Below are 17352 nucleotides of genomic sequence, written 5' to 3'. Positions count from 1 at the left end.
ATTTTAAGATTATAATAGCTTATTGTAAATTAATTACTTTGAAAAAGTTTTTAAGTTAAAGATCAGAGTAATAATAGGCCGCGAGTAGTAACTTTCCCCCAAAAAGTCTAATTTTGGGGGGAAGATCACATTGTGTCATTTTTTTAAAATAGATAAATTTCGATTTCCCTTTGATTTTTAGCTATAGGGGACCATCATTGCCCTTCATTAGTATATGCAGCCATACACCGTTCTACAAACTCCAGCACATCTTCCGAAATCGGATATAGCCCGGTTTCTTCGGCGGGCAGTTTTCGGACTTCCCAGAACTCATCCATTAACTTTGTATCTCTTTGAAAAGTATCATTTGATAATTCTATTAACTTAGAAGCAATGTGTATACCTTCCTCTGATTCAGCTTTAATATTAAGTTTTATACACCATTCAATTCGACGCAATAAAGAAATATATTGCTGTGTGGTCTCATCACTGTTGCTAAGATTTGGAAGCGTATTTTCTAAGAACATCTTTTCATCATTTTGAAAATAGTCCACCCATTTTTTAGTGTTGTCTTGTGAATTTTGAACAAGTGTGGAGACTCGTTCCCAAGATAGAGATTCTTCTAGATCAAGCATATTAATTAATGAGGTCGTATTGGCAATATTTGTTTGAAGTTCTGTGAGCTGTTCCTGTAGATAGTTATAGTGTGAAATTAGAATTTGTTTATAAGATAGTCTATCTAAGATATCGCGAATATTCTCCAATGAAAGTGAAAGAGATTTTAAAATGATAATTTTCTCTAATCTAAACAAGTCATTTTCTGAATAAAGTCGTTTTCCATTATCATCTTTATAACTTGGTGTGAGAAGGTTAATTTGATCATAATAGCGAAGTGTGCGAACGGATATATTTCGCTGTTTAGATACCTCCCCAGTAGTCCATTGTTTCATTTCATTCCCTCCTCTAAAAAACCTTGTGGATGACGTTACGTAACCAACTATAGTGGAATTATATCATAGAGAAAGAGGGATAAAGCATGGAGAAGAATTGGAAAGAGAAAGACTGTTGGGGTGTGAAAGAATTTATTTGGTTAATGTTACTTGAATTTGTCATTGTAATTGGATGTATTAAGTTTGTTGTACAGCCCATTTATTCTAATTGGTTTGACGATGAGCTGTATGCTGGAACATTAATGGGGTTAACCATAGCAATAATTCTCATTCTCGGTGTTTATTTTATTGCATTACTCCCCAAAAAGCTTTCATGGAGTGAAGTTGGGGTAAAAAAATTTGCTGTGAAGGATTGGAAAATCATTATTTTGCTTTCTGCTATTTTAATGGCGGGTGCCATCATCTTCGTGGTGCTTACTAGTTTTATCGGAAACTCATGGGAGAACAGTAAAACAGATGCCATGCAAAAAAACGTAACTTTCTTTACTGTTTTCATTGGCTTTATCTCTGCGGCAGTTATTTCACCAATATATGAAGAGATTTTTTATCGAGGCTTTCTGTATCGCTGGTTACGTACACGTTTAGGGTTTATTGGAGCCATTTTGCTCAGCTCACTCATCTTTACGGTTGTCCATATCCCAACATATAATGTCATGCCAGTAAACTTCTTTAGCGGTATTATTTTTGCCTTAGCCTATGAAAGAACTAATTCGATCTGGCCATCAGTTATTATTCACGGGGGAACGAATGGAATCATGGTCTTGTTGACAGTCTTAGGATGAAGAAAGGTATATGAATAGTTAAACAAAGTGTCGGGGATCAATAACGTTATATCTATCGCTATTAAAATTTAGTTGACTTATTTACACTATATGAGCATTGTATTAGAAAGAATTTTTTTGACCCTGACGCTGCGTTATAGATTATAATATTGCATATCTTAGTTGGAACATGGGAGGAAAGGGCATGAGAGAATATTGTGCAGACTGTGGTGCTGCCCATTCAGAAGGCAGGACATGCCAATCTATTTATCACGAATTCATGGCTTTAGAGTTCTCTAATCCTGGGTACGGTCGAGTTCATTTCCTTACCGTTGCTTGTTATATGATTCAACATCATGGTTATAGTGATGAGGCACTTGTATGGGTGGAAGCGAAATTAAGTGCTTATTTTATGAATAACCTCAATGGACCAGAGATCCGCAAATTAGCTGCAAAAGATACTGATGCGAGTATACGGAAATGGGAGGTCAAAAGGCTTAAGGATGCGCCGCTATTACCGAAAGTGTCTTGGTCTATGACGATCGCAGATGTGGACAAACAAATGTACGATTCAGAAAGTTATGGTGAATTAATTACTGAATGGGGGCGAAGAACATGGAAGGAGATGACCCCTTTGCTCAAAGGTAAAGATTCTTGATAATGGAGCATTAGTAGGATAATTTTGATTGAATTGTCAATCGGGCTGGAATCCATAATGATTCAGTCTTTTTTATCTAGGTGCCAATCTATATGTAAAGCATTCTGATATAATTACTATTAGAATAATGAAAATAACTCCAAAGGTGGAGAGGATTTGAAGAAGAGATTAGGATGCTTACATGCACATTATTCAAATATTGAATATATAGACACCTCACTTTCCTCATATGATATTGAATTAATCCATTTTGTTGATCCTTCGTTAATGTATCAAATTACATCCAATGAAAATTTCACAGCAGAAGAGGCCAAAAATAAAGTTAAAGAGCAGATGAAATGGATTGCTCGTTGCAATGTAGATGCCATTCTAATTACTTGTACAAACTATATTGCACTTTTACAGGAAGAGGAGCTCTACATTTCAATACCAATTATAGAAGTGGATAAACCGTATTTTGAACATATCTGTGATATTCAGCAGCCGCAAATCATTCTATTTACAAACCCTGCAACTGTTAAAGGGACAATGGAGCGGCTTCGTTACTATGCGGAAAACTATCAAAAAATTTTAGACATTGAAGTAATGGTGATTAACGATGTTTTTGAATTGCTGATGAATGGCCAAAAAAAAGCTTATAATCAAGCAATATTAGATTTTTTGCAACATAAACTTGCGCAAGATAAAGTTATTTCAGTTGCTCAATTATCTATGGTAGACGCTGTCAGAGAAGCTGAACTTATGACAGCTCATTCTCTCATAAATCCGTTAGATACATTAATTGCGTCTATTGTAAATCAGTTGAAATTAAAGGATATCAATACTTCTACTTTGAATGAATAGTAAAAAATTCAATTGCTTTATACGATTCTCGCATTATTTCTAAGACGAACTCCATCTTAATAAATCTTTATCTTGCTGTTTCCGTAATCCTCCTAGCGATTGAAGCCTCGCTTTACCAGCTGTAACTATACTGTCAAAAGTCTCTTGTGATTATAAAAATATAAGGGAGAAGCTAGGTTATGAACGATTTTACCTGGGAGGAGAAGTAGATGACGAAAAGCAAAGGCCATTGGACATTATGATCGTATTGAGTTGACAAATTTCATAAAACAGTTGGTGTTTCTGGATTGTCTTCACAGCTTATTCAAGTAGTATATGATTCTAAAAGTCTATCACTAGAGAGTGAAAAACCTTTGACTATAATAGCGCCTAATATCTTATCTTATGGAACCATACTTTTATCTATTATAAACAAGATCCATGTAAATCTGGAGGAACGATAATGTCCAAAACACAGCGTTTAATCGAATTAATGATGACGGTGAATACCAAGCGTAAGTTCACGGCAAGGGAGTTAGCAGAGGAATTTGGAGTTTCTTATCGTACCATTCTTCGTGACTTAGATGAATTGAGTGCAATCGGTGTTCCTCTTTATTCCGAGGTTGGTGCAGATGGTGGCTATTATGTATTAAACGAACGCATGCTTCCTCCGGTCTTTTTAAAAGAATCGGAAGCGGTTGCCCTGTATTTTGCTTTCCAGTCCCTGCAATTTTTCGGCTCGCTTCCATTTGAAACGGAAACACAGTATGTTTTAAAGAAGCTTTATCAATATTTACCCGCAGATGCAAAAATTCGTATTGATTCAATGAAGGATCGGATTGTTTTTTGGAATCCAAACCGTGTTCAGCCTGTAGATCATTTGGAGGTCATATTGGAGGCTGCTGTTGATCAATCCGCCCTATCTATTCATTATGATAGTCGGGATGGTGTAAGGGAGAGAACAATTCAACCAATAGGTTTGTACAGCTATAATGGGTTTTGGTATTGTCCGGCATATTGCTTTCTACGCCAGGATGTACGCTTGTTTCGCGCCGACCGCATTGTAAAAGCGATAGAAACGGACAAGGAAACGCCGCAGAGCTTGCCATATCAATCAGTTATGGATTGGATTGAATTATCCGAAAAGGGCTGTCCTGATCCAGTTACTTTATCTGTGGAATTTACAAGAGAGGGTGCCCGTCGTGCGATGTCGGAGTTGGATTTGGAACGTTTTTTGAAGATATATGAGGATGGAACAGGTTTGATTAATACGAAAATCCCCAAATCAGAATTGATCTATTTTGTAGATCTTATTTGGAATTTTGGCTGTGAGGCCATGATAAAGGAACCACCAGAAGCTATTACATATATGAGACAAAAGTTGAACATGCTTATAGAACAATACCATTGACGCTCTTTTCAAAAAATTAACATTAATAATGACATGATTTGTCACTATTCCATGATAGATTGAGAAGGAAATCATAAATGGAAGGATGGGTGCAATGAATACAATACATATTTTAAAAAATGAACTTTTGGATGAGCTTGAAGTAGGTGTCTGTTCTATGGGAGGGTTACTGAGGAAAGTGCAAGCACGGGATTGGGGATATCGGCCAGCAGACAATATGCGGAATCTAGAAGAATTAGCTAAACATATTGTAGCCATTCCGGAGGTAGATCTTAATATTTGGCAGGAAAAAGATCAAGCGACGATTCAAAAGTTGGAAGCAAAGTACGATAAATTGGAATCAGCAGATGCTATGATTGAGGCCATGAATAACGGTTTTCAAGGCTACAAAACTTTTATGCAGTCTTTGTCTGACGAAGACTTTTTAACTAAAAAGTCAAAGCCCTTTTATCTAGAAGAAGGCGCTATCCAAGCACATTGGCTTGTTGAAGAAGTTTCCCATTTCTTTCATCATCGAGGGCAATTTTTCAATTATCTGAAGCAGCTTGGTTATGATGTAAATATGTTTGATTTGTATGTCTAAAAAGATTTAAAAAAGTAATGATTGGAGGTGAGTGCATGTTGAATAAGGAAAGAATTATTTGCGAACGGCTTAAAAGGCAAAAGTTGGTGGAGCCGCTAAGGGACATTCATGATGTAGAAGCCTATGAACAGCTATTTCGTTTACTACAGCCTGTCGCCCCTGTTTCTAATAGTCGTCCCGGCAACCCTCCACAGTTGGTACACAGGACAGCCTTTGATGATTTCTTAATAGCGGGCAATTTACGCAAGAAACATAGGTTAGTAAAAGGGCGTTTCCAAGCTGGGAGAATCGGATATATTTTGGAAGACGACTTGAGCCTGTATGCTACTATTTATCAAAAACCAATTCAAAAAGCAACACTACTTCATGAAGAAATTTTAGCGATGATTCAACTTTCTGGTGGTGTATCCAAGGACCAATTGAAGGAAGAATTGCCCTATAAAGCAAAGGAAATCACCGCTGCGTTGAAAAGGATGCAAGAAGCTTTTTTGGTATATGAATCACAGGTTGATACTGACTGGAATACGGGCTGGTTTGACTTTAGGACTGAATGGGGAGAAATTGAAATACAGAAAGATACCGTATCTCTAGTTTCCGACATGCTCTTGCGTTTTTTTGATGCGATTGTCTTTGCTACCTTAGAGCAAATTAGAAGCTGGTCGCAGTTAAAATTGAAAACGATACAAAGTGCTCTAGACCTGCTAATGGAGCATGGACAGATTGTTAAAATGACAATCAATGATCTTGGTGAAGGATTTATACTAAAGGAAGACCTAGGTCTGAATGACGAGAAAATACCTTCATCGGTTTTCATGCTTGATAACTCGGATTTCTTGGTCAGGGTATATTTGAATGAGTTAAAAGAGATGTTCAAAGGACGTGAAGTTCTGCAATATCTTTTGATTGATGGAGAGTTTAAGGGGGCAGTCCTTGGGCATTGGCGAATTGGTCCTCATGATATTGATAATGTTGAATTATCCCTCGTCAAGGAAGAAGCGGAGGATAGAAAAAAAGAAATCATTGCTGCCATCAGGCAATTTTATTCTGAAGACACAACCTCCATTCTTCACTATAACGGGGAAGCTCTTTAGTAAAAAGTATAACGAAAGTTGAAAATAAACTTGTTGAAAGATGATACCATTTTGAATATAAATTTTAAATCAGCATGGGAGGATTAAATGGAAATATATCAATTTAAAAAAGAAGTGGGAAAAAGGATTGAAAAATTTAATTCCGATTTTATTATGTCTCGTATAGTCCAAAGTGAAAAGGCGGCTCATATTGGATGTATGTACTTAGAAGAAAATGGAATCATTGGTTATCACCAAACAACTGTACCTCAATTGCTTTTAATTATAGAGGGTGAAGGGAGTGTTAGAGGAGAAAAAGAGGAATTCACCCACGTGCAAGCTGGAGATGCAGTATTTTGGAAAAAAGATGAATGGCATGAAACCAAAACACATTCAAGGTTAACGGCAATCGTAATAGAAAGTGAAGAACTAACCCCCTTATCCTTTATGCCATTGAAGAAATAGAAAAACAGATATGGCCCGAGTTTGTCACACAGGAATAAACCGTCTGATGGAATCTCCCCACCAGACGGCTTATTCTGTGTCGCCCATGATTAGTCATCCTCTAAGAGACTATATTGAAACTCCCATATTTCATCTAACTCATCTAAGGAGACTTCTAAGTTATTTCCCAAAAAGATCGTTTCACCATTGATGGCGACTACCATCGCTTCAATAGCATGATCACCATCTTGTTTTTTATATACATCACCAATATTCGGCATTTCACCTATGCTGTCTTTTGTAGATTGATCAGAATCGCTGCTCGTTAAATCACTATCTGCCATATTTTTATCGAAATAATCTATTGGGTGGCTGTCATTATCACGGCCTGGAACCATCAGTAAATATTCGATATGCTTGACTCCATTCGACTTCGTTGTAATAACTCCGCGGCTTTCAACACTTGATACAATTTCAATTTCGTTCAATGAATAATGATCCATGTAATCGGGACTTGGATTTGTAATTAAGATATAGTCCCCTTCTTCAGCTTGTTTATCTTTATGAAGTGTATAAGCCTTATGGTTAAAAATAAAGCTGTCAAGATGTGTTGGTCTATATCTTTCAACCTTTGAAGCATTAGTTAAATGCTGTGTTAGATCTTTCAACTTGATAAGGTGGACGGACTGTTTGTATATAGGCTTCACAGAATATACCCTGTGCAACTCATTGTTAAAATATACAAATTGTCCTTTTCTTACTTGAAATAGTTTCATGTCAAATTCTCCCTTCAGCTTGTTCACATTTTAAAAAGTTAAGTAAGTTTATTAAATAATTCCGGACATTGATTAACCTTCCCCCGAACTTAAATGAATATTACCAGTTCTATTACACCTAAAAAATTAAGTTTATGACTTAAGGATATCTTAAACTTTTCCAAAAGCACAAACATGACATCTTCTTATTAATGCTTATTTTATTTTCACCATATCATAACAAATTATAATCATTCTCCTTTCTAAAACCTGCAATGCTGGGATATTAGGACCAGTAAGTTATTAGCCTTCCTCAAAATCCCAAAATAAAGCATAACATAGTCGCAAGGGGATCAGATATAGCTAAGGCCTTTTACTTCAGAAATTTTTCCTTACATCATTTGTAAGTGTTTCTAGTCATCTATACTGGTTATAATGTGTATAGCTCAGATTCGATCGTTTTGGAAGATGATAATGAAAAAGGAGCGTTATACACATGGTCAGACAAGGAAAATTACTAGAGGTTCAAGACTTACAAAAAAACTACGGAAAGAACAACAATCTAACAAAAGCTATACAGGGAATTAGTTTTGACATTCTCTCAGGAGAATTTTTAGGGATAATGGGACCAAGCGGTTCAGGTAAAACGACATTATTAAACTGTATTGCCACGATTATAAAGCCAACATCAGGGCGTGTGCTTTTAAATGGGAAAAACATCAGTGCCTTTGATAGTAAGGATTTAGCGGATTATCGGGGAAGCCGCATTGGTTATTTGTTTCAGGATTTTGCACTATTAGATAATTTAACAGGACAAGAAAATATACTATTACCCCTATCAATACATGGGATGGATTTTGCTAAAGCGCGAGCTAAGTTAAATGAGTTAGCCGGTTTTTTAGACATTACAGATATTCTCGATAAATTCCCAGCTCAGATGTCTGGCGGACAAAAGCAAAGGGTAGCAGCTGCACGGAGTTTGATTTCTGATCCAGACATCGTGCTGGCGGATGAACCGACAGGCGCATTGGACACACGTTCTGCAAAAACTTTAATGAATAAATTGGCAGAGATTCATAGAAATAGTGAAAGAACAATTTTAATGGTTAGCCATGATCCGAATGCAACAAGTTTTTGCTCAAGAATTCTTTTTATTCAAGATGGTGTCATCTTTCATGAACTGCGCCGCAAACACGATGAGTCTCAAGAGAAATTTTATGAAAGAATTTTGCAGTTACTGGCTCAGCTTGGGGGAGGAAGCGCCAATGTTCTCTAAGCTGATTTACCGCAATGCGAAACGAAGCCGTAAGGAAAATGTTATTTACTTTGCAACCTTGGTAACAGCAGTGGCCTCGTTTTATATTATTCTTTCCCTTGGGAGACAAGATATTATTTTATTCTTAAAAGAATTTGAAAGTGATGCGATTGATAAACTTTTAGCTCAGATGCCAATTGTCTATCTGTTTGCATTGTTTTTATTATTTTTCTTAACTTTATTTGCTAATCGATATCAATTGAATCGGAGAGGCAAAGAGTTCGGACTTTATCTTATGTTAGGAATGCGTAAAGAACGCCTTGTTCTTCAACTTTTGGCCGAGGGGGTTGTTACCTCTGTTTTGGCCCTTATAGGCGGCATTTTAATAGGCGGATTTTTAGCAGAAATCATCAGCTTAACGGTTTCAAAAATAGTCGGACAGGGCATTATCGGTCATCAAATCAGCTTTTCGATCAGTGCGATAATATTTACCATTATTGGCTTTTTATTCATTCAGTCGCTAGCATTAATTATTCTTGGTAGGAGGTTATTTCATCAAGAGGTCCAGCAATTACTTTATGAGCAAATGGACAAGATCCAGGATATGGGCCATTTAAAAGGTAATGTCTTCAATTTACTCATAGGTGCTGCTTTACTAGGTGTTGCTTATTGGCTCGTTTTGTATCGTTTTATGGATTTTGGTGGACTGCTTTTGTTTGTGGCACTTGCTCTCGGGATTCTGGGAACGATCTTTTTCATGAGCGGATTTGGGAGATTACTTGGTCTACTCACAGGCTTGTCAGAACGTAAATCTACGAAAGCACTGCATACCTTTACATTAAGGCAGTTTCAGGAAAACGTTGCTAATAAGTCTACTTCTGTTGCTGTGACATCTATTCTCATTACGTTGTCTATCATTTTGCTAGCAGATGGTGCTTCGACTTTTATTGGTTTAGAAAGTACTTTTACAAGGAATTCCTCGATATATGATTTCACAGTTAATGGAAATGACCAAAAAGTTGAGCAATTTCTAGCATCAGAAAAAATGGTATCATATGTAGAGGATTTAAACTATTTGGAAATTGGACATATGAAAGATCAAGGGGAACGTGGGGAAAATGATTTGCCTTTGTCGTTGGTAGATTGGTCTGAATTAAGGGAGCAACTAATTATGGCTCTGCCAAGCAAGTATCAAGAGCAGCTTTTATCTGGAGAAATGCAAGGTTATACAATCAGTTCGGAAAACCCTGAAGCACTAAATTTGTTCGGGATCCTAGAAATTGATGCAACAACACCTTACCTCATTCCTGAATCGTCTTATAATGAATTGTTAGAAACAATTGGTGCAAAACCATTAAATCTACAGGCGGATGAAATGGTTTTATACTTTAATCCTGATTTTATGCCTATGGATAATGTAGATAGCTTTCCTGTACTAGATCATATTTTAGAAAAGGCTGAAAATAGCGGACAAAGTTTGTTGAGTATTAATGATCAGGCGATGTATATCCGTCCATCTATTCCAATGAAAGGATTAGTAGCTGATCGTTCCGCAGAAATTACCTCAGCATTTATTGTCTCTGATCCTATGTTCGAACAATACTTAAATGCGGAAACCTATGCGTCATATTGGAATTTTCGCATTCCTCAAAGGTTACAAGACCAGCAAGGTTTAATGATTCCAATGATGGAAGCTAGAGAGATACTAATATCTTCAGGCTTTGGGTTTGAAAGTTATTTACAAAATTTTGGACGAAAACTCTTTTATGTGGTTGCTGGGAGTTATGCAACACTCTATGTGGGTTTCTTATTCCTGATTATTGCTTGCACGGTATTAGCTTTACAATTTTTGACACAGATGAAGCAGACAGGCAGGCGCTATGTAACACTTTCCATGTTAGGGGCAAAGCGTAAGCAAATGAAAAAGTCGATGCATAAACAGGTAATGTTGACCTTTCTATTACCTATGTCTATTGCAGCTGTCAGTGGAGCTGTGGGCATAAAGGCAATGATTTCCTTTGTTATGATTAACGTTGATGATGAAGTGTTACTTTATCCTATTGCCCTTACCTTTGCAGCTATTGTCATTGCCATTTTAGTGATTTATGGAGTAGCAGTTGCCCGCTCAGCCGATCATGAGATTGATAAATTACGTTGGAAACCGAATATAGATTAACATGTCAAAGGGGGTGCTGAAGTGACGAGGATTACAATTGTTGAAGATGATTCATTAATGAGAGAGGAGTTAATGGATATATTACAAAAAGCCGGATTTGAAGTGACGGCAATTGTAGATTTTCATGATGTAGTTACTCAAATTGCCGCTTCGGCATCTGGTTTAGTCTTATTAGACATCAATTTACCAGAACAATCAGGTTTTGAAATATGCAAAAGTTTAAAAGCAAAAGGGATTGGCCCGATATTGATTCTTACATCAAGAGATAAGTTACAAGATGAATTACATGGTCTTGATTTAGGGGCAGACGATTATCTCACAAAACCATGTAATCGTGATCGATTATTAGCGCGTATTCACAACCTGCTCAGAAGGTTTGAAGGTCAACTGGGCTTGGTTGATGGTGGCAGCTTTTCGCTAGACCCAAATACCTTTACTTTGTATAAGGGAACCAAGTCAATACGATTATCAGCTAATGAAGGGAAAATATTATTAGCTTTAGTGCAGAATAGATCTAAGATTGTACCTAAGTCCATGCTGAGTAAGCATTTGTGGGGAACAGACCAATATATAGACGAAAATGCATTACAAGTAAACCTGACTCGTTTACGAAAAACACTGCGACAATGTAATTTAGAAGATCAAATTGAAACAATAAGGGGGCAGGGGTATCGGCTTAGAGGAGAGAGGAAGCCATGAAATGGTTAAAACTAATCTATGGTTATTTTCATGCTTATAGACAGTGGTTTCTTATATTAATTTCAACAAATCTCCTATTCAGTTTTTTAGCTTGGCTGGCTTACCCAGAAACATTTAAAGTATTAGTAGGGCTTATGATCGCTTTTACTCTAGCCATGATAACGTTAGCCATGTTCCTGATCATTAGAAGGCAAAAAATAATCGAAGCTGTCTTTCAAGATTTTTTGTTAGAAGCAAATGAGACAAATGAAGAAAGATTATGTCAGGTATCTCCGAAGATATATTGGTCATATATCCGTAGGACAGGAAGTGCTATAAGATCCTTTCGGTCGGAACGTAATGAGCAAGTCACGCAGTTGAACGATTATGAAAATTATATAGAAGGATGGGTTCATGAAATTAAAAAGCCACTGTCATTGATGACATTGGTATTAGATAATCGTAGTGACGAAATGTCTCCGCTTGTGAAGCAGCGTATGCTTCATGTCAGAGATCAGATGCATGGCGATGTCGAGCGAATTTTGTATTTTGCAAGACTTGAGGCTACTCATAAAGATTATATTTTTGAGTCCATAAACATACTGGCATTTTGTAAGCAGACAATTGAAGAACATCAATCACTACTAGATGAATCCGGTTTTCAAATACAGTTCATAGGAGAAGAAATAGAAATTTTGTCTGACCGCAAAGGATTAGCTTTTATGTTAGAACAAATAATTGCTAATAGTACGAAATATGTCCAGCAGAATCAGGATCGTCCAATATTGGTATTTGAAACGATCTTTGATAAGGTGGAGAATCAAATCATTTTACATATTCATGATAATGGCCCTGGAGTGTCCGAAGAGGATGTACCATTTATTTTTGAGAAAGGCTTTACTGGAGGGCGTGGTACATATACAAGGCAGGCAACGGGGATGGGTCTCTTCTTAGTAAGCAAGCTGGCCTATGATTTAGCTATTCAGTTGGATGCGAAATCAGAACATGATTCGGGCTTGACCATCTCCCTGCTATTTCCAAATGTGAAACAATAAGCTGTCAACTTATTGATTTGGATCGGTCAACACTTACTTGATGAACGGGATACAGATAAAATCGTACATGAATAAGTATCAAAAATCCTCTGAGAATATAATGGTAAGCTATCGCAAACGCTCTTGAGCAATTATGCCAATGGCTTGAATTTAGAATAACAACGACGAGAGACGAAGAAAGGATGGAGCTTATCCAATCTTCATTTAAACAATTTTATCAATCAAAAAAATCAATATAAATTTAGACTAAATCCGATATTGGATCCAGTCTTTTTTTACGGTTTGGATCTTCTTTATACCCCGTTCAATGAATGTACCCTTGCCACAGTATCACGAAATCAAGGACAGATTTTTTACAATAAAAAGAAGTGTGTTTACAATTTTAAAAAAATGATCTATTCTTAGTTAAGAGGGTTAATTAAGACCCTTAATTAATAATGGAGGTTCTTTAATTGTGTGAAGAAACCAATCTTATTAGACGAAATAATTTAGAAAAGTTGAAAGCTTGGCTATTTATTAAAGGAAAGTCCATTAAAGCAGAAATGGCGAAGGACACTGGCATAAGTGTAGTCACTATTAATTCATTGGTTAAAGAATTAGTGAGGGACAATACTTTTATTGAAGGATCTTTCATTCAACAAAAGACGGGACGACCAGCAGTAGAATATATGTTTAATTATGACAAAACATTTCACCTTCTCCTTTCAATTCAAGAAAAAAAGAGCCCCGAGAGGAAAAGAAAACTACAAGTTATTGCCAAAATCGTAAATATGGAAGGCGTTGAGAAAGTTTCTGAAGTAATCGACTTTCCTGAAATAAACATAGAAAACCTTCTAAGCATCATTGAAAAATATATACATGAAGAATATGAAGTTGGAAAAATAGGACTAGCGATACCTGGGAAAATCTTTGAAGGTGTTATTACCTCAAGTTGGGAAAATGTATTTGATGGATGGAATATTGAAGAAGAGCTCAAACGAATGACAGATATTCCTATAAAGATTCAGAATGATGCACATATCATGACTATGGGATTTTGTGTTGAAAATAATCTATTTATAAATGAAAGTGTTGTAGGAATCTTTTATCCAGAAAAAAGTATGCCAGGAATCACCATATTTTCAAATGGAGCCCTTATAGAAGGGCAAAAGGGACTGGCGGGTGAAGCAAAGTTTCTGCCAAACATCATGGAAAAAACTGCTCCAGATACGGAAATAGAGTTAGCAAGGAATCTTTCAGAAATTGTAGCAATTTATAATGTAGTTATTGCTCCTAGTTTTTTTGTAATTTCTTCTGAAAATGTAGATATCGAAATAATGAGGCAAGCTATTGAATCTGATAAAAGTCTTTCAAGACAACCAAACAAACCAATCATCTATTTTGATCGACACTTTCAGCAAAGTATGACAATGGGCTTGAGATGGTTAGTTACAGAGGATACTATATATAAAATTTACTAAGCAACCTTATCCCGCCTTAACGGGTAGTAATACTTCCATCAATCAGTGGAAGATGAAAAAACTCACTATTAAAGTTTCAATTTATCAATTGCTTGGCCAAAAAATAGGCCAGCGAAAAGAAATTGAACATAAAAGATTATACAAGAACATACTTATATCTATCATTTACACTACTGTTTAGATTATTAATAGGGCGAAATAATTCCCCCAATTAAAGTCTATGAAACCATTAAAGAGAGGATTTACAACATGGTGACATTCCTTTTAATCATTATTTACTTGGCGTTTATAAGTTTAGGTTTACCAGATTCTTTGTTAGGGGCAGCATGGCCAGCGATGCAACCAGACTTGGGGGCACGACTTGAGACGGCTGGATACCTCTTTATGATAGTTGCAGGTGGTACAATTGTCTCTAGTTTAATGAGCGGAAAGTTACTTAAACGGTTTGGAACTGGAAAAGTTACTTTTGTCAGTGTCTTTATGACAGCCGTTGCTCTACTAGGATTTCATTTATCACCATCTGTATTCTGGCTGATTTTATGTGCTATTCCATTAGGATTAGGAGCAGGGGCAGTTGATGCAGGATTAAATGATTATGTTGCTACACATTATAAGGCCCACCATATGAGTTGGTTACACTGTTTTTGGGGAGTTGGTGCTACTCTTGGTCCTATCATTATGTCTCAATTTATTTCTGGGGATAATTCCTGGAGAAGCGGATATTTTGTTATTGCCATCATTCAGTTCGTGTTAGTGATCATTCTTTTCTTTACTCTTCCTTTATGGAAAAAAGTAGCCAAAGTTGGTCATAGTCCATCGAAAGAAAATGAAGAAGATATTATAGAGAAAATGGCTGCCAAAGAAGATAATGATCTTAAACCATTACAAATTAAAGGAGTCAAACTAGGGCTAGTCTCCTTCTTGTTTTACTGTGGGGTTGAAGCGACTGTGAATCTATGGGGAAGTAGCTTTTTGGTAGATATCAAAGGGGTAAACGCCGCCACTGCCGCTGGGTGGGTCTCCTTTTATTTTGCAGGTATAACTGTTGGTAGACTAGTTACAGGCTTTATTACCTTTAAAATGAATAACCGTTCTCTTATTCGAGTAGGACAGCTAACTGCCCTAATTGGCGCCATTATTCTATTTTTACCATTGCCGTCCTTTTTCTCGCTTGTCGGCTTTATCATTGTTGGACTAGGACTAGCACCAATTTTTCCCTGTATGTTGCATGAAACACCAGCACGGTTTGGAAAAAAACATTCTCAGACAATAATGGGTTATCAAATGGCGGTTGCCTATACTGGTACTACATTCATGCCGCCCCTTCTTGGATTAATGGCATCTCATTTGTCAATTGGAATCTTCCCAATATGTGTTGTTCTCTTTGTTATAGCCATGCTTTTAAGTTCAGAAAAACTGAATCGTATACTGAAAAACAAGGTTTTTGTAAAACAAGACGAAAACAAAGGCTCAACAGTACTTTAATCGTAAGAAATGCGAAAGGGTATTTACTAATGTTTTCCAGTAGGAGGAGCTTACTTGATTAAATTAGTTTTAACTGATATGGATGGAACCTTCTTGAATAATAGCGGTGATTTTAACAGAGAACTTTTCGAAGATGTAAAGAAGCTAATGAATGAAAAGGGAGTTGTTTTTGCACCTGTTACTGGTAAGCAATGTGAACGGGTAGAAGAGCTGTTTGCTGATGATGCCGATGATCTGTGGATACTGGGGGACAGTGCCACCCGAATTAAACATAATGGAGAATTTATTTATGAATCTCTGCTTAGTAATAAGGTGGGACAGGAAATTATTAAGTTGCTTGAGGAGATCAGTCTTGACCATACCATTATTGCTTGTACAAGAAGTGGAGCAATTATTAAAGATCATTTATCTTCTGAAGAAATAGCTATCGTTAGAAGATCCTATGCTCAAGTAAAATACGTCTATGATTTTAGTGAGATAACAGATGATTTTGTGAAAATTACAATCCATGATCCCTTTCTTCGTTGTTTTGAAACAAAGGAAAAATTGTCCCAGTTTTCAAAATCTGCATATTTCGTCGCATCTGAAGCAGCCTGGATTGATATTACGAATGCGAATGTTCATAAAGGTAAGACAGTTGAACACTTACAGAGTCTACTAAATGTTACACCCGAGGAAACAATGGCGTTCGGAGATGGTTACAATGATTTAGAGCTTATGGTTCGAGCTGCATATAGCTTTGCTGTTCGAAATGCGGTAAGTGAATTAAAAGATACTGCTAATTTTATTACACGTTCAAATGAAGAAGATGCTGTAATGAAAACAATAATACAAATATTATCTTTACAGTAGATAGGTATTGAAAATGAAATGGAGAACTGAAGAAGGTTAAGTAGAGTAGATGTAAGATTCTTCCAGAGATTATTCAGTTAGTTGCAATATGATTTGAAATATAAAACAAATTGGAGGAAAAATGTTATGTATCCGATTCTTGGATTTCAAGTATCCAGCATTACCCCTTACCTAGACACACCCGACCATCTTCACAATTCTTTTCAGAAGCTTGCAGACATAGGATATCGCGACATCCAGTTGCAAGGAGTGCCAGCAGAACTTCCCGATTCCGAAATTGTAGCAGCCCTCCGGGAGTCTGGACTGCGTTGCATTGCGACTCAGGAGGATATTCCCTTAGGCTTTGGAGCTAATCCTGACCGCGCCATTTCGCGAGCCGTGGCTTGTGGCAGTCGATATCTAACCTTTGCAATTATCCCGCAAGAAGTGAATTCGGTGGACAAGCTAAAAGAATTTGCCGAAACTATCTGTAGAATTAACGAAAAAGTCAAGGCGGCGGGTCTGCAGTTTAACTATCACCCGATCGAACCGGACTTTCGATTAATGGACGGCCAGCCGATCTTTGAACGTTTGATGTCTTTACTACCGCAAGATATTCAACTGACCTTCTGTGTCTACGCTGCGCATAGCGCTGGATTTGAACCGAGCTCGATTTTGAAGGCGTACACCGGTCGTATCGATTTGGTTCATTTCAAGGATTCTGCCCCGCAACCGGATGGGGGAAATCATCTAATGCCTTTGGGATAAGGCACTCATGACTGGGCTCCAATTATTAATGATTGCAAAGAAGCAAAGGTTAAATGGATCTTTGCAGAGCAGGAGCAGTGGCTGACGGATGCATTTGACTGCGCTACAGATAGCTACCACTATCTAACCAGACTAGGCTTAAGAGCATGATTTGGGTTCAGTAAAACCATTTAAAACAATCCAGTTTTGGTGCCAGAGGCTATTGACATCA

General features: G+C 37.0%; 17 protein-coding genes. 15 read left to right on the top strand and 2 right to left on the bottom strand.

The genetic code is table 11. The features are described from left to right. Positions 1 to 194: 194 nt before the first annotated feature. The gene (locus KI375_RS16780; RefSeq protein ID WP_212974610.1) at positions 195 to 929 is read right to left on the bottom strand and encodes a MerR family transcriptional regulator; all 735 of its coding nucleotides are present in this window, start codon (positions 927 to 929) and stop codon (positions 195 to 197) included. An 86-nt stretch (positions 930 to 1015) separates the two neighbouring features. On the opposite strand from KI375_RS16780, the gene KI375_RS16775 reads away from it, so the two are divergent. The 7 genes from KI375_RS16775 to KI375_RS16745 all read left to right on the top strand — a co-directional run bounded on the left by KI375_RS16775 (position 1016) and on the right by KI375_RS16745 (position 6699). Beyond that, entirely contained in the window at positions 1016 to 1711 is a 696-nt protein-coding gene (locus tag KI375_RS16775; protein WP_212974609.1) for a CPBP family intramembrane glutamic endopeptidase, read from the top strand. 184 nt (positions 1712 to 1895) lie between these two features. After that, complete coding sequence (locus KI375_RS16770) at positions 1896 to 2348, top strand: DUF5946 family protein (protein ID WP_212974608.1); 453 nt, start codon at positions 1896 to 1898, stop codon at positions 2346 to 2348. A gap of 156 nt (positions 2349 to 2504) precedes the next feature. After that, positions 2505 to 3191 (top strand): hypothetical protein, encoded by a 687-nt coding sequence (locus KI375_RS16765; RefSeq protein ID WP_212974607.1) that lies wholly within the window; start codon positions 2505 to 2507, stop codon positions 3189 to 3191. Between the two features lie 442 nt (positions 3192 to 3633). Then, a complete protein-coding gene (locus tag KI375_RS16760; protein ID WP_212974606.1) occupies positions 3634 to 4581 on the top strand; it encodes a helix-turn-helix transcriptional regulator in 948 nt (315 codons plus the stop codon). A gap of 94 nt (positions 4582 to 4675) precedes the next feature. Next, a complete protein-coding gene (locus tag KI375_RS16755) occupies positions 4676 to 5164 on the top strand; it encodes a DinB family protein (protein ID WP_212974605.1) in 489 nt (162 codons plus the stop codon). A gap of 35 nt (positions 5165 to 5199) precedes the next feature. After that, positions 5200 to 6255 carry a DNA glycosylase AlkZ-like family protein gene (locus KI375_RS16750; protein WP_212974604.1) on the top strand — a complete coding sequence of 352 codons (1056 nt, stop codon included), beginning with the start codon at positions 5200 to 5202 and terminating at the stop codon, positions 6253 to 6255. Between the two features lie 87 nt (positions 6256 to 6342). After that, complete coding sequence (locus tag KI375_RS16745; RefSeq protein ID WP_212974603.1) at positions 6343 to 6699, top strand: cupin domain-containing protein; 357 nt, start codon at positions 6343 to 6345, stop codon at positions 6697 to 6699. A gap of 89 nt (positions 6700 to 6788) precedes the next feature. Here KI375_RS16745 and KI375_RS16740 read toward each other — a convergent pair whose 3' ends face one another. Next, entirely contained in the window at positions 6789 to 7454 is a 666-nt protein-coding gene (locus KI375_RS16740; RefSeq protein WP_212974602.1) for a hypothetical protein, read from the bottom strand. A 475-nt stretch (positions 7455 to 7929) separates the two neighbouring features. Between KI375_RS16740 and KI375_RS16735 the strand changes: the two genes are divergently transcribed. The 8 genes from KI375_RS16735 (at position 7930) to KI375_RS16700 (ending at position 17141) form a co-directional block, all read left to right on the top strand. Next, on the top strand, positions 7930 to 8709 hold the full coding sequence (locus tag KI375_RS16735) for an ABC transporter ATP-binding protein (RefSeq protein WP_212974601.1): 780 nt from the start codon (positions 7930 to 7932) through the stop codon (positions 8707 to 8709). Then, positions 8699 to 10864 carry an ABC transporter permease gene (locus KI375_RS16730; RefSeq protein ID WP_212974600.1) on the top strand — a complete coding sequence of 722 codons (2166 nt, stop codon included), beginning with the start codon at positions 8699 to 8701 and terminating at the stop codon, positions 10862 to 10864. The genes KI375_RS16735 and KI375_RS16730 overlap by 11 nt, the downstream gene beginning before the upstream one ends. A gap of 21 nt (positions 10865 to 10885) precedes the next feature. After that, positions 10886 to 11563 (top strand): response regulator transcription factor, encoded by a 678-nt coding sequence (locus KI375_RS16725; protein ID WP_212974599.1) that lies wholly within the window; start codon positions 10886 to 10888, stop codon positions 11561 to 11563. Continuing rightward, positions 11560 to 12597 (top strand): sensor histidine kinase, encoded by a 1038-nt coding sequence (locus KI375_RS16720; protein WP_212974598.1) that lies wholly within the window; start codon positions 11560 to 11562, stop codon positions 12595 to 12597. The genes KI375_RS16725 and KI375_RS16720 overlap by 4 nt, the downstream gene beginning before the upstream one ends. A 452-nt stretch (positions 12598 to 13049) precedes the next feature. Next, on the top strand, positions 13050 to 14057 hold the full coding sequence (locus KI375_RS16715) for an ROK family protein (protein ID WP_212974597.1): 1008 nt from the start codon (positions 13050 to 13052) through the stop codon (positions 14055 to 14057). Between the two features lie 249 nt (positions 14058 to 14306). After that, complete coding sequence (locus KI375_RS16710; protein ID WP_212974596.1) at positions 14307 to 15542, top strand: MFS transporter; 1236 nt, start codon at positions 14307 to 14309, stop codon at positions 15540 to 15542. Positions 15543 to 15596: 54 nt separating this feature from the next. Beyond that, the gene (locus tag KI375_RS16705) at positions 15597 to 16394 is read left to right on the top strand and encodes an HAD family hydrolase (RefSeq protein ID WP_212974595.1); all 798 of its coding nucleotides are present in this window, start codon (positions 15597 to 15599) and stop codon (positions 16392 to 16394) included. A 126-nt stretch (positions 16395 to 16520) separates the two neighbouring features. Continuing rightward, complete coding sequence (locus tag KI375_RS16700) at positions 16521 to 17141, top strand: sugar phosphate isomerase/epimerase family protein (RefSeq protein ID WP_212974594.1); 621 nt, start codon at positions 16521 to 16523, stop codon at positions 17139 to 17141. The last annotated feature ends 211 nt before the right edge of the window (positions 17142 to 17352 follow it).

The organism is Bacillus sp. J14TS2 (assembly GCF_018333015.1).
In the GTDB taxonomy this organism is placed as follows: Bacteria; Bacillota; Bacilli; order Bacillales; family Bacillaceae_C; genus Lederbergia.
The sequence above is the reverse complement of the archived record's forward strand: the minus strand, read 5'-3'. Positions and strand labels throughout refer to the sequence as shown.

Excerpts from the sequence above, each read along its gene's own strand:
- KI375_RS16700 (WP_212974594.1), top strand. The coding sequence starts at position 16,521 with ATGTATCCGATTCTTGGATTTCAAGTATCCAGCATTACCCCTTACCTA.
- KI375_RS16750 (WP_212974604.1), top strand. The coding sequence starts at position 5,200 with ATGTTGAATAAGGAAAGAATTATTTGCGAACGGCTTAAAAGGCAAAAG.
- KI375_RS16740 (WP_212974602.1), bottom strand. The coding sequence starts at position 7,454 with ATGAAACTATTTCAAGTAAGAAAAGGACAATTTGTATATTTTAACAAT.
- KI375_RS16770 (WP_212974608.1), top strand. The coding sequence starts at position 1,896 with ATGAGAGAATATTGTGCAGACTGTGGTGCTGCCCATTCAGAAGGCAGG.
- KI375_RS16780 (WP_212974610.1), bottom strand. The coding sequence starts at position 929 with ATGAAACAATGGACTACTGGGGAGGTATCTAAACAGCGAAATATATCC.
- KI375_RS16760 (WP_212974606.1), top strand. The coding sequence starts at position 3,634 with ATGTCCAAAACACAGCGTTTAATCGAATTAATGATGACGGTGAATACC.
- KI375_RS16775 (WP_212974609.1), top strand. The coding sequence starts at position 1,016 with ATGGAGAAGAATTGGAAAGAGAAAGACTGTTGGGGTGTGAAAGAATTT.
- KI375_RS16735 (WP_212974601.1), top strand. The coding sequence starts at position 7,930 with ATGGTCAGACAAGGAAAATTACTAGAGGTTCAAGACTTACAAAAAAAC.
- KI375_RS16730 (WP_212974600.1), top strand. The coding sequence starts at position 8,699 with ATGTTCTCTAAGCTGATTTACCGCAATGCGAAACGAAGCCGTAAGGAA.
- KI375_RS16745 (WP_212974603.1), top strand. The coding sequence starts at position 6,343 with ATGGAAATATATCAATTTAAAAAAGAAGTGGGAAAAAGGATTGAAAAA.
- KI375_RS16710 (WP_212974596.1), top strand. The coding sequence starts at position 14,307 with ATGGTGACATTCCTTTTAATCATTATTTACTTGGCGTTTATAAGTTTA.
- KI375_RS16755 (WP_212974605.1), top strand. The coding sequence starts at position 4,676 with ATGAATACAATACATATTTTAAAAAATGAACTTTTGGATGAGCTTGAA.
- KI375_RS16720 (WP_212974598.1), top strand. The coding sequence starts at position 11,560 with ATGAAATGGTTAAAACTAATCTATGGTTATTTTCATGCTTATAGACAG.